This is a genomic window from Kribbella pratensis (assembly GCF_004366075.1).
Classification (GTDB): Bacteria; Actinomycetota; Actinomycetes; order Propionibacteriales; family Kribbellaceae; genus Kribbella; species Kribbella pratensis.
Genome location: NZ_SODU01000002.1, coordinates 1,194,274 through 1,206,659 on the forward strand (window position 1 = coordinate 1,194,274; position 12,386 = coordinate 1,206,659).

At 66.8% G+C, this 12,386-nt stretch carries 10 protein-coding genes; all 10 read left to right on the forward strand.

Going from position 1 to position 12,386, the window contains the following annotated elements; genetic code table 11:
* The first annotated feature begins 1 nt into the window (after position 1).
* The 10 genes from EV137_RS20800 to EV137_RS20845 all read left to right on the forward strand — a co-directional run bounded on the left by EV137_RS20800 (position 2) and on the right by EV137_RS20845 (position 12,371).
* The gene (locus tag EV137_RS20800; RefSeq protein ID WP_238175455.1) at positions 2–934 is read left to right on the forward strand and encodes a carbohydrate ABC transporter permease; all 933 of its coding nucleotides are present in this window, start codon (positions 2–4) and stop codon (positions 932–934) included.
* A complete protein-coding gene (locus EV137_RS20805) occupies positions 931–1,746 on the forward strand; it encodes a carbohydrate ABC transporter permease (protein ID WP_134130397.1) in 816 nt (271 codons plus the stop codon). The genes EV137_RS20800 and EV137_RS20805 overlap by 4 nt, the downstream gene beginning before the upstream one ends.
* A complete protein-coding gene (locus EV137_RS20810; protein ID WP_134130398.1) occupies positions 1,743–3,206 on the forward strand; it encodes a hypothetical protein in 1,464 nt (487 codons plus the stop codon). Before EV137_RS20805 ends, EV137_RS20810 begins: the two co-directional genes overlap by 4 nt.
* Positions 3,203–5,227 carry an alpha-amylase family protein gene (locus EV137_RS20815; RefSeq protein WP_238175456.1) on the forward strand — a complete coding sequence of 675 codons (2,025 nt, stop codon included), beginning with the start codon at positions 3,203–3,205 and terminating at the stop codon, positions 5,225–5,227. Before EV137_RS20810 ends, EV137_RS20815 begins: the two co-directional genes overlap by 4 nt.
* A gap of 10 nt (positions 5,228–5,237) precedes the next feature.
* Positions 5,238–6,803, forward strand: a complete 1,566-nt coding sequence (gene aceB / locus EV137_RS20820) for a malate synthase A (RefSeq protein ID WP_134130399.1) — start codon at positions 5,238–5,240, stop codon at positions 6,801–6,803.
* 133 nt (positions 6,804–6,936) lie between these two features.
* Positions 6,937–8,724 carry a peptide ABC transporter substrate-binding protein gene (locus EV137_RS20825; RefSeq protein ID WP_134130400.1) on the forward strand — a complete coding sequence of 596 codons (1,788 nt, stop codon included), beginning with the start codon at positions 6,937–6,939 and terminating at the stop codon, positions 8,722–8,724.
* Between the two features lies 1 nt (position 8,725).
* On the forward strand, positions 8,726–9,703 hold the full coding sequence (locus tag EV137_RS20830; RefSeq protein ID WP_238175457.1) for an ABC transporter permease: 978 nt from the start codon (positions 8,726–8,728) through the stop codon (positions 9,701–9,703).
* Positions 9,690–10,619 (forward strand): ABC transporter permease, encoded by a 930-nt coding sequence (locus tag EV137_RS20835; protein ID WP_238175458.1) that lies wholly within the window; start codon positions 9,690–9,692, stop codon positions 10,617–10,619. The genes EV137_RS20830 and EV137_RS20835 overlap by 14 nt, the downstream gene beginning before the upstream one ends.
* Positions 10,616–11,593, forward strand: coding sequence for an ABC transporter ATP-binding protein (locus tag EV137_RS20840; protein WP_134130401.1), 978 nt, complete (start codon positions 10,616–10,618; stop codon positions 11,591–11,593). The genes EV137_RS20835 and EV137_RS20840 overlap by 4 nt, the downstream gene beginning before the upstream one ends.
* Positions 11,586–12,371, forward strand: a complete 786-nt coding sequence (locus EV137_RS20845; RefSeq protein ID WP_134130402.1) for an ATP-binding cassette domain-containing protein — start codon at positions 11,586–11,588, stop codon at positions 12,369–12,371. The genes EV137_RS20840 and EV137_RS20845 overlap by 8 nt, the downstream gene beginning before the upstream one ends.
* The last annotated feature ends 15 nt before the right edge of the window (positions 12,372–12,386 follow it).

Sequence of the window (12,386 nt, forward strand, 5' to 3'; positions counted from 1 at the left end):
GATGGCAACCGTCACGATGGCGCGCGACCGCGGCACCGTCCAGGTGGCCGACGTACGGCGGGCGCGACGCCGGCAGAATCTCACCGGCTGGTTGTTCATCAGCCCGATCGTGGTCGGGGTGGTGGCCTTCCAGTTCTTCCCGATCCTGGTCTCGATCGGCGCGTCGCTGACGGACTGGAACGGCATCTCGGCACCGAAGTTCGTGGGGCTGAAGAACTTCGTCGACCTGTTCGGCGACGATCCGTTGTTCCTGCAAACGTTCAAGAACACCGTCTACTTCACGCTGGCGAGCATCCCGCTGACGATCGGCATCGGCCTGGTGCTGGCGTTGCTGTGCGCCCGCCCGATCCGGGGTGTCGCGTTCTTCCGGACGGCGTACTTCGCGCCGTACGTGACGAACGTGGTGGCGATCGGGTTCGTCTGGTTCTGGTTCTTCCAGCCGGACAACGGGGTGATCAACGGGCTGCTCGACCAGCTCGGAATCCCCGGCCCGCAATGGCTGTCGAGCTCGAGCTGGGCGATGCCGGCGGTGATCATGGTCAGCGTCTGGCAGGGCATCGGGTACCCGATGATCATCCTGCTCGCGGGCCTGCAGGGCCTGCCGACCGAGTACTTCGAGTCCGCGAAGCTCGACGGCGCCGGAGCCTGGCGGCAGTTGCGGTACATCACGCTGCCGTTGCTGACACCGCATTTCCTGTTCCTGCTGATCACGCAGTTCATCACGTCGTTCCAGGTGTTCGGCCTGATCTACGTGATGACCAAGGGCGGGCCGGGCCACGCCACCAGCGTCTACATCTTCAACATCTACCAGAACGCGTTCAGCTACGGGAAGGTCGGCTACGCCTCGGCGATGGCGTGGATCCTCTTCGCGGTGATCGCGGCCGTCACCTACCTGCAGTGGAAGCTGCAGAAGAGGTGGGTGTTCTACACATGAGACTCGTCTCCAAGACCTCGCAGTACGTCGTGATGTCCTTGTTCGCCATCGTTTTCCTCGCGCCGCTGGTGTGGATGATCAGCGCCTCGCTCCGGCCGGAGGCGAAGGTGCTGAGCGTGCCGCCGAAGTTCCTGCCGTCGGACGCGCAGTGGGACAACTACCGGCAGGTGTTCGAGCTGATCCCGGTGTTCCTGTGGAACAGCGTGAAACTCGCCGGGCTGAACGTGATCGGAATCCTGATCGTCGCGTCGATGGCCGGCTACGCGTTCGCGCGGCTGAAGTTCGCCGGCCGGGACGCGGCGTTCATGGTGCTGCTCGCCACCTCGATCATCCCGGGGATCGCGTACCTGATCCCGCAGTACATCGTTTTCCGGCAGATCGGGTGGGTGGACACGCAGTACCCGCTGTGGGTGCCGAAGGTGCTCACGCCGGTGTTCGCGACGTTCCTGATGCGGCAGTCGTTCCTGACCGTTCCGCAGGAACTCGAGGACGCGGGCAAGATCGACGGTGCGTCCACGTTCGGCATCTACTGGCGGATCATGCTGCCGCAGACCAAACCGGCGCTGGCCGCGATCGGGGTGTTCACGTTCCTGGAGTCGTGGAACGACCTGTTCGGCCCGCTGATCTACATCAATTCCGAGAACCTGCAGACGCTGCCGGTGGCGCTGGCCCAGTTCCAGGGCGAGTACTTCACCCAGATCAGTCTGCTGATGTGCGGTGCGACGGTTTCCGTCGTACCGGTGATCGCCGTCTTCCTCTTTGCCCAGCGCTATTTCATCCAAGGCATCACGATGACAGGAATGAAGGGGTGAGCACCGTGCCGGACCGGCTCGTTGCCATGCAGATCGGAGCGGTTTCGTTCGTCGACGAAGGCGTCGACCAGACACTCGACATCCTGGCCGGCCGCGGCGCGGTGAACGCGCTGTTCCTGGCCACACCGACCTGGACCCGGGGGACCGGCGGCCGGCAGATCCCGGGGCACCCGCTCCCGGACCACGGTGTGGGTGAGTACGACCTCGGCTGGGTCGGCGGCAACTACGCGACCCCGCACCCGCAGTACTACGGAAATACCGTGCTCGGCGCGGTCGGAAAGGCGCCGGAAAATCCGGAATTCGACCTGCTCGGTGAGGTGATTCCGAAGGCCCGCGAGCGCGGCATGAAGTCGTTCGCCTGGATGGAGGAGAGCGGCGGTGCGCGTCAGCTGCGGACGTATCCGAACTTCGCCAAGGTGCTCGAGGTGGATGTCTGGGGACGGCCGGGGCGGCGACCGTGCTTCAACAACCCGGACTACCGCAACTGGCACCTGGGGTTCGTCGAGGACTACGTGCAGAGCTACCAGCTCGACGGGCTGGCCTGGTGCTCCGAGCGGCCCGGACCGCTGAACATGTTGATGCAGGGCACGGTCGACGTAGCCGAGGTCGGTTGCTTCTGCACGCACTGCCGGCGGATCGCCCGCGAACGAGGCATCGACGTCGACCGCGCGCTGCGCGGGTACCGGGAGCTGGTCGACTGGAACCAGCGGGTCGGCGCCGGCGAGCGTCCGGTGGACGGCGCGTTCGTGACGTTCTGGCGGATCCTGCTGAACTTTCCCGAGGTCCTGGCCTGGCAGACGGTGTGGACCGAGAGCCAGCGGCAGTTGTACCGCGACATCTACGGGGTGGCCAAGGCGATCTCGCCCGAGGTCCAGGTCGGCTGGCACGTCTACCACAACATCTCGTTCAGCCCGTTCTACCGGGCCGACCAGGACTACGCCGAGATGGCGAAGTTCTCGGACTTCATCAAGGTCGTCATCTACAACAACTGCGCGGGCCCGCGGTTCTTCACCTGGGTGAAGAGCATCTGCGGTGCGCTGTTCGCCGACGCCGAGCCGGAGGACGTGTACCCGCTGATGATGAAGCTGCTGCAGCTCGACGAAGGCGACTACGAGAAGCTGCCGCAGACCGGATTCACCGCGGACTACGTACGGCGGGAGACCGAGCGGGCCGTCGCGGGCGTCGGCGGGCAGAGCAAGATCTACCCGGGGATCGACATCGACATCCCGGTCGGGGTCGCGAAACAGCGCGGGCTGGAGTCGCCGCGGGACCTCGGCACCAAGATCAACTGGGACGACAACGAGGGCGAGCTGACCCGGTGTACCCGGGAGTCCGTGCGGGACGCGACGCTGGCCGCGTTCGAGGGCGGCGCGGAGGGCGTCGTACTGAGCCGGAAATACTCGGAAATGCTGCTGGACAATCTTTCCGGCGCCGGCGACGCCGTCCGGAGTCTCGCGTGAAGCCCTGGTACCAAAGAACACTGCGGTGGGCGCAGACCAACCTCACCGAGAAGGACCCGGCGCGGTACGACGCCGACTGGTGGCGGGAGCACTGGCGGCGTACGAAGGTCCAAGGGGTGATCGTCAACGCCGGCGGCATCGTCGCGTACTACCCGAGCAAGTTCGAGCTGCACCATCGAGCGGAGTACCTCGGCGACCGGGACCTGTACGGCGAGATCGTCGACCTGGCCCGGCGGGACGGTCTGACGGTCCTCGCCCGGATGGACTCCAACCGGGCCCACCAGCCCTTGTACGACGCGCATCCGGACTGGTTCGCGGTCGATGCCGACGGCAACCCGTACCGGGCAGGCCGCCTGTACGTCGCCTGCGTCACCGGCCCGTACTACAAGGACTTCCTGACCGGGATCCTCGAAGAGATCATCGAGCGCAGCACCCCGGACGGCCTGACCGACAACAGCTGGAGCGGTCTCGGGCGGGACTCGATCTGCTACTGCCCGAACTGCCGCGACAGTTTCGGTCAGGAGCTGCCCACCACCCCGGACTGGACCGACCCGGTCTACAAACAATGGATCCGCTGGAGCTACGACCAACGGCTGGCGGTCTGGGACCTGAACAACGAGGTGACCCGGCGCGCCGGCGGTCCGGACTGTTTGTGGATCGGGATGAACGGGGGCGAGGTCGTTGCGCAGAGCAAGAGATTGCGCGACGACGTGGAGATCTGCAAGCGGGCGTCGATCTTCCTGCTGGACTCTCAGTGGCGGCACGAGGAGTCCGGGTTCCAGGCGAACGCGGATTCCGGAAAACGCCTGCACGGGATGCTCGGTCCGGAAACCCTGATTCCGGAAAGTACCGCGATGTACGACGCCGGCGTTCCGACGTTCCGGCTCGGGAGCAAACCCGAGCCGGAGGCGCGGATGTGGGCGATCGAGGGCTGGGCCGGCGGTATCCAGCCGTGGTGGCACCACATCGGCTCGGTGCACGACGACCGGCGGCAGTACGCGACCGCCGAGCCGTTGTTCACCTGGCACGAGGAGCATGAGGAGTTCCTGGTCGACCGGGAGCCGGTCGCCACGGTCGGGCTGCTGTGGAGTCAGCGGAGCGTGGACTTCCACGGGAAGGACGAGCCTGAGGAGGTCAGCCAGCTGCCGTACCGAGGCTGGGTGGATGCGCTGATTCGTGCGCGCATCCCGTACCTGCCCACGACCGAGGTGGATGAACGGTTCGAGGTCCTCGTCGTGCCGAACGTGGGCGTGCTGACGGATGAGCAATGCGACCAGCTGAGGGCGTACAGCGGGAAGCTCGTCGTGACCGGGGAGTCGGGGTTGTACGACGAGTGGGGCGATCGTCGCGACAGATGGCCGTTGGGCGATCTGCTGGGCGTCCGGCACCAGGGCAAGCGGCTCGGCGACGGGACGGTGACGGACTGGGAGAACTACGACAGCCACAGCTACCTGCGGATCGAGGACCGATCCGTTTTCGACGGTGACACCGACGTACTGCCGTTCGGCGGGCAGCTGGAGGTCGTGGAGTCGCAGGCCCGGAAAGCGTTGTCGTGGATTCCGCCGTTCCCGATCTATCCGCCGGAGAAGTCGTGGATGGAGGAGCCGCACAGCGACGTACCAGCGCTGGTCCTCGGTGAGCGTACGGCGTACCTCGCGGCCGACCTGGACCGGTTGTACGCGAAGTACCACCACCCGGACCACGGGCAACTCCTGGCGAACCTGGTCCGTCACCCCGGCATCCCGCTGCGCATCGAGGGCGCCGGCGTACTGGACTGCCAGCTGTACCGCCAGGGGGACCGGCACGTGCTGCACCTGGTCAACCTCGACCAGGGCGGCGCCTGGCGCGGCCGCCTGCAGGAGCTCACGCCCGCCGGTCCCTTCACGATCAAGCTCAGGGTGAACAGTCAGCGGGCGCGGCTCCTCGTCTCGGGCGGTGAGGTGGACGTGCAGGAGCAGGACGGCTGGATTACGGTCGGGGTAGACCGGATCACCGATCACGAAGTCGTAGTACTTGATTAAGGAGTTCCCTGTGGCAGTCGAGGTCACCGGCCCGATGGGCGAGCGGTACGACGAGATCCTCACCGAGCGGGCGCTCGGACTGATCGAGACGCTGCACCGTGCGTACGACGGACGGCGGCGGGAGCTGCTCGAGCGACGCAAGCAGCGCGTCGCGGAGATCGCGGCCGGGGCGTCGCTGGGGTTCCTTGCGGACACGAAGGACGTTCGGGACGACCCGGAGTGGCGGGTCGCGCCCGCTGCTCCGGGGCTCGTCGACCGGCGGGTGGAGATCACCGGCCCGACCGACCGGAAGATGACGATCAACGCGCTGAACTCGGGCGCCAAGGTGTGGCTGGCCGACCAGGAGGACGCGAACACGCCGACCTGGGAAAACGTTGTCGGCGGCCAGCTGAACCTGCTGGACGCGATCACCCGGAACATCGACTTCAGCACCGACACGAAGAGCTACGCGCTGAAGCCGGACGAGGAGCTCGCGACCATCGTCGTACGGCCGCGGGGCTGGCACCTACCGGAGAAGCACATCCTCGTCGACGGCGAGCGCACCTCCGGCTCGTTGGTCGACTTCGCGCTCTACCTGAGCGCCTGCGCGCAACTGCAGCTCGACCGCGGCCAAGGACCGTACTTCTACCTGCCGAAGATGGAGTCGCACCTCGAGGCGCGGCTGTGGAACGACGTGTTCGTCACCGCGCAGGAAGCGCTCGGCATCCCCCGCGGGACGATCCGCGCGACCGTGCTGATCGAGACCTACCCGGCCGCGTTCGAGATGGAGGAGATCCTGTACGAGCTGCGCGAGCACTCGGCAGGGCTGAACGCGGGACGCTGGGACTACATGTTCAGCGTGATCAAGACGCACCGGAACCGCGGTGAGGACTTCCAGCTGCCGGACCGGAACAGCGTGACGATGACGGTGCCGTTCATGCGCGCGTACACCGAGCTGCTGGTGCGGACCTGCCACAAGCGTGGCGCGCACGCGATCGGCGGGATGGCGGCGTTCATCCCGAGCAAGGACCCGGCGGTCAACGAGCAGGCGTTCGCGAAGGTCGAAGCCGACAAGACCCGCGAGGCCGGCGACGGCTTCGACGGTTCGTGGGTCGCGCACCCAGGGATGGTCGAGACCTGCAAGGCCGTCTTCGACAAGGTTCTCGGCTCGAAGCCCAACCAGCTCGACAAACTTCGCGAGGACGTCGCCGTCACCGCGGATCAGCTGCTCGACGTCGCGGCCACGCCGGGTGAGGTCACCGAAGCCGGTCTGCGCAGCAACGTCAGCGTCGCCGTCCAGTACCTGGCTGCCTGGCTCGACGGCACCGGCGCCGTCGGCATCTTCAACCTGATGGAGGACGCGGCGACCGCCGAGATCTCCCGGTCGCAGATCTGGCAGTGGCGCCAGAACCAGGTCACCCTCGACAGCGGGGAAACGGTCAGCACCGAATTGGTCGAGCGGATCGCCGACGAGGAGATCGCGAAACTCGGTACGCCGGAGCGGTACGACGCCGCTCGTGCCCTGTTCCTCGAGGTGGCCCTCGCCGACGAGTACGTCGACTTCCTGACGCTGCCGGCGTACGAGCGCTTCAGCTGAACCTGGAGTCTGCCGCCGGGGGTACCAATCCAGATCAATTTCGGTAATGGCCGTAAAGCGTTGACATCGACGCTCGTACGGCCCTACGGTCGCGCCATAAGTCGAGTTCAGGACGCCAGAAAGGCGGCACTCAATGGCGAAGCGCGCGAGCTCGGTTCCCCTGGCCGGTCAGACCCGGCGTGACTTCCTGCGATTGTCCGGGCTGACCCTGGCCGCGATCGGCGGCAGCTGGTCGCTGACCGGGTGCGGTCTGTTCGGTGACGACAGCAAGGCGGCCGACGGCCAGTCGACGCTGAAGATCGACTACGTACCGGTCGAGGTCCTGGACCCGCAGGTGATCACCAACGGCATGTGGATCCTCAGCCGGGGGATCTCCGAGGGCCTGGTGACCCAGAACGAGAAGGGCGACGGCGTGCTGCCGGCCGTCGCTTCCGAGTGGAAGGTCTCCGACGACCACCTGACCTACACGTTCACGTTGCGCGACAACGCGCAGTGGTCCGACGGCAAGCCCGTTGTCGCACAGGACTTCGAGCGGACCTACAAGCGGCTGTTCACGCCCGCGGCGACGTCGGCCGGTGGTACGACGCTCGGCGCGAACAGCTACCAGGTCTCGACCGGGATCAAGGGCGGCAAGGACTTCCTGGCCGGCGTACTGACCGACTGGTCGAAGGTCGGCGTGAAGGCGACCGGGGACCACGAGCTCGTACTGACCCTGTCCAACCCCAACCCGGACTTCCTGCTCGCGCTGACCCACCCGGCGATGCTGCCGCTGCCGATGGACCTGGTCGAGAGCAAGCCGAAGGACTGGCAGAACCCGCCGAACTACGTGTCCAACGGGCCGTACACAGTGATCGAGTGGGTCCAGAACTCGAAGCTGATCCTGGTGCCGAACGAGAAGTACTGGGACCGCGGCAACGTCAAGCTCGGGCGGATCCAGGTCAACCTGGTCGAGCCCAGCGCCGCCGCGACGGCGACCGTGGCGTACGAGAACGGCGAGACCGATCTGGTGCAGCTGGCCGGACCCGACGTACTGCGGTTCCAGAAGGACGCGAACCTGTCGAAGGAGCTCGAGCAGACCGAGAACTACAGCATCCTCTACCTCGCGAAGCTGCGTAGCCAGCACCCAGCGATGGAGGACGTCCGGGTCCGCAAGGCGTTGTCGCTGGCGCTCGACCGCAAGACCCTGGCGGGCGTGCAGCCGGGTCAGGAGCCGGGAGTCTCGCTGGTGACCAGCCGGACCGGGGGCTGGGACGAAAGCCTCGGGATCAAGGAGGACGTCGCCGAGGCGAAGCGCCTGCTCGCCGAGGCGGGCTATCCGAACGGCCAGGGCCTGCCGCCGGTGCGGATCCTCGTCGGCGTACCGGACACCACGCTGGCCGACGCGATGGTGGACAGCTGGACCAAGCAGCTCGGCATCAAGGCGAGTGTCGACCACGTCGAGTCCGGCGTATACACCGAGCGGCGCTGGCAGGTTCAGAAAGGCAACTACATCGGCTTCTACTACGGCACGTTCGCCGGGCTGCCGACGTGGCCGACGATGGTCGGTTCGCTGTGGTCGCCGAAGAACGTGCAGGAGATCAGCCTGCCGAGCGACCAGTGGCAGAAGTACCAGTCCGTGCAAGAAAACAAGAACCTCAAACCGGCGGACAAGACCGCCCAGCTCGACGCCATCCTCGCGGGCCACGCCTCGAAACCCGCGCTGGAGATCGGTGCGCTGGTCGACCAGGCCAACACCGAGCCGGACGACGCGAAGCGGATGGAGTTGTACAAGCAGGCCGCGAAGCTGCGCGAGGAGCAGTACCTGTACCTGCCGGTGCTCTGGCTGAGTCTGTTCCACGCCGTCAAGCCGAAGGTGAAGGGGCTGCAACTGCGGGCCTATCCGGACTACTTCTACCTCAAGCCGCTGAGCGTAGGGAGCTGACGTGGGGCTCGCCGGTTACCTCGGCAAGCGCGCGGTGCGCCTGGTCCTGTCGTTGATCGCAGTCTCGATGCTGACGTTCACCCTGCTGCAGCTCGCGCCCGGCAACTTCGCCGATCTGCAGCGGGTGAACAGCGGCGCCACGAACTTCGGCGGCGTCGGCACCGAGTCGATGGTCGGCGAGCTCGAGTCCCGGTACGGCGCCGACGTACCGGTCTGGAAGCAGTACCTGATCTTCATGAAGGGCGCGGTCGTCTGGGACTTCGGGCCGTCGTACAAGTACGCCAGCCGCAACGTCCAGGACATCATCGCGGAGGCTTTCCCGGTATCGGCGACGCTAGCGCTGCTAGCGGTCCTGCTCGCGCTACTGATCGCCGTACCGATCGGGGTGTTCGCGGCGTTGCGGCAGAACACCAAGACCGACCACGCGACGATGTTCGCGGTCACCCTCGGGCACGCGTTGCCCAGTTACCTGACCGCGGCGTTCATGATCCTGTTGTTCTCCGCGACCCTGAAGTTGCTGCCGTCCGGCGGCTGGAACGGCCCGGAGGACCTGATCCTGCCGGTGCTCGCGCTCAGCCTCGGGCCGGCCGCGGTGCTGGCGCGGTACGTGCGGTCGAGCATGCTGGAGACCCTCCGCGAGGAGTACGTGACCGCCGCGCTGGCCAAGGGCGGTCCGCGGCGGACGGTCATCATCCGGCACGCGCTGCGCAACTCGCTGATCCCGCTCGTCACCGTGGCCGGCCCGCTGCTGGCGGCACTGATGACCGGCACGGTGTTCGTCGAGGCACTGCTCCGGATTCCCGGTCTCGGCCTGTACTTCGCGAACGCGGCGGCCAGCCGGGACATGCCGTTGCTGATGGGTACGGCGATGTTCTTCGCGCTGATCCTGATGGTGACCAACCTGGTCGTGGACCTGATCTACGGGCTCCTCGATCCCCGAATCCGTACCGTGGGAGGTGGGTCCCATGACGGCCACTGAGGGCGTCGAGGCCGTGGTCGGCAGCCTGAGTACCGGCGAACCGGAGCCGATGGAGCGCGGTACCACCGCGCGCGGCCCCTGGTCGCCGGCCTGGTCCCGGTTTCGCAAGCACCGGTTGGCTTTCGGGAGCCTGATCTTCTGCGCGTTGCTGATCCTCACGGCGATCGCGGCGCCGCTGATCGCGCCGTACGGCTATGAGGAAACCGACATCCAGCACAAACTGGCGGGGCCTGGCTCCCCGGGGCATCTGCTCGGCACGGACCTGCTCGGCCGCGACATTCTCAGCCGGCTGATCTATGGATTGCAGACTGCGCTGACCGTTGCGTTCGGCGCCGAGTTGACGGCGCTCGTGCTGGCGCTGGCAATCGGGCTGCTCGCGGGCTACCTCGGCGGTCGGGTCGAGTCGTTGCTGATGGCATTCACCGACGTGATGTACGCGTTCCCCAGCTACCTGTTCGCGGTCGTGATGGTCACCGTTCTCGGCCGCAGCATCTTCGCGCTGGTGGTCGCGATCGGGATCGCGTCCTGGGTCACCCAGGCGCGGCTGGTCCGGGCGCAGGTGATGACGCTGAAGGAGCGCGAGTACGTCGAGGCGGCCCGGTCGATGGGCGCGAAGGGCAGCACGATCGCGATCCGGTACATCCTGCCGAACGCGATCGGGCCGATCCTGGTCACCACCAGCTTCGCGATCCCGGCCGCGATCGCCGCCGAGGCAGGGCTGGCGCTGCTAGGACTCGGCGTACAGCCACCGACTCCGTCCTGGGGCGCGATGATCAGCGAGGGCAGCCGGTACCTCCTGGCGGCGCCGCACATGCTGGTCGCGCCGGCGGTGCTGTTCGCCCTTACGCTGCTGGCGTTCACCTGGATCGGTGACGGCGTACGGGATGCTTTCGACCCGAGTGGAGAGCAGCGATGAGTGAAGGCGCGTTGCTGTCCGTCCGTGAGCTGCGGACGACGTTCCGGCGCGACGGCGCCGAGCCGCTGACGGCGGTCGACGGGGTGTCGTTCGACGTACGACGTGGGCAGGCCCTGGCGATCGTCGGCGAGAGCGGTAGCGGCAAGAGCGTCACCATGCGCAGCGTGATGGGGATCCTGCCGCGGACCGCGCGGATCACCGGCGGTCAGGCGCTGTTCGCCGGCCGGGACCTGCTGGCGATCGGCGACAAGGAGTTGCGCAAGGTCCGTGGTCGCGAGATCGCGATGGTCTTCCAGAGCGCGATGGAGGCGATGAACCCGACGCTGACCTTGGAGCGCCAGCTCACCGAACACTTGCTCTGGCACGGGATCTGCACCAAGGCCGAAGCGCGCAAACGCGCGGTTCGCGCGCTCGGCGATGTCGGGATTCCCGATCCGGAGAAGCGGATCCGCACGTACCCGTTCCAGTTGTCCGGCGGGATGCGGCAGCGCGCGATGATCGCGATGGCGATGGTGACCGAGCCGGCGCTGCTGATCGCCGACGAGCCGACAACCGCCGTCGACGTCACCGTGCAACGGCAGATCCTCGATCTGCTGGCGGAGCTGAAGAATCGCGGCACCGGCGTCATCATGATCACCCACGACCTCGGTGTCGCCCGCTACTTCTGCGACGACGCGGTGGTGATGTACGCCGGTCGCGTGGTCGAGCGGGCGCCGATGGGCCGGCTGCTCGACGACCCGCGCCACCCGTACAGCGTTGGCCTGCTCGGATCAGGTGTCGAGGTCGGTGGCCGGGACCTGCCGTTGCGGCCGATTCCGGGTAGCCCGCCGGATCTGTCGCATCGCCCCGAGGGCTGTCCGTTCCATCCGCGGTGCGCGCAGGCCGAACTGCCCAGGTGTGCGACGGAGCAAGAGATCCTGACGATCGGTCCCGGCCGGGACGCCGCGTGCTGGAAGGTTGCCGTCGATGCCTGACGAACTGGTCCGTGCTTCATCGGTGACGAAGGTGTTCCGGACGCGTGCCGGAGAGGTCCGCGCTGTCGACGACGTCTCGCTGACTGTGCATCGCGGCGAGACGCTCGGCCTGGTGGGGGAGAGCGGCAGTGGCAAGTCCACGATGGCGCGGTTGATGATGGGTCTGCAGACCCCGACGTCGGGCCGGGTCTCATTCGACGGTCGCGATCTCGGCACGCTCCCGGCCCGCGAGTTGCGGATGTTGCGGCCGCGGATGCAGATGGTCTTCCAGAACCCGTACGGTTCGCTGCTGCCGCATTTCAGTGCCATCGGCAACGTGATGGAGCCGCTGCGCCTGCACGAACGGGGCGACAAGGAGTCCCGGCGTACCAAGGCCCTTGAACTGATCGAGCTGGTCGGTATCAACACCGGGCACGCAGAGCTGTACCCCCGGCAGTTCTCCGGCGGTCAGCAGCAGCGCATCGCGATCGCTCGCGCGCTGGCCCTCGAGCCCGACCTCCTGGTCTGCGACGAGCCGACGTCGTCCCTCGACGTCTCGATCCAGGCCCAGATCCTCGAACTCTTCACCGACCTCCGCGACCGCCTCGGCCTGTCGTTCCTGTTCATCTCCCACAACCTCGCCGTAGTAGAACGCCTGGCCGACCGCGTAGCAGTCATGAACAAGGGCCGCCTGGTCGAGGAGAGCGCCACCGAGGCCCTGTTCCGCTCCCCCCAAGACGACTACACCAAGCAACTCCTGTCCGCCGTACTCCCCATCCGCCAAGACTCAGCTCTGTAGCCGGGGTTGGGGAGG

Excerpts from the sequence above, each read along its gene's own strand:
- EV137_RS20835 (WP_238175458.1), top strand. The coding sequence starts at position 9,690 with ATGACGGCCACTGAGGGCGTCGAGGCCGTGGTCGGCAGCCTGAGTACC.
- EV137_RS20840 (WP_134130401.1), top strand. The coding sequence starts at position 10,616 with ATGAGTGAAGGCGCGTTGCTGTCCGTCCGTGAGCTGCGGACGACGTTC.
- EV137_RS20805 (WP_134130397.1), top strand. The coding sequence starts at position 931 with ATGAGACTCGTCTCCAAGACCTCGCAGTACGTCGTGATGTCCTTGTTC.
- EV137_RS20825 (WP_134130400.1), top strand. The coding sequence starts at position 6,937 with ATGGCGAAGCGCGCGAGCTCGGTTCCCCTGGCCGGTCAGACCCGGCGT.
- EV137_RS20800 (WP_238175455.1), top strand. The coding sequence starts at position 2 with ATGGCAACCGTCACGATGGCGCGCGACCGCGGCACCGTCCAGGTGGCC.
- EV137_RS20845 (WP_134130402.1), top strand. The coding sequence starts at position 11,586 with ATGCCTGACGAACTGGTCCGTGCTTCATCGGTGACGAAGGTGTTCCGG.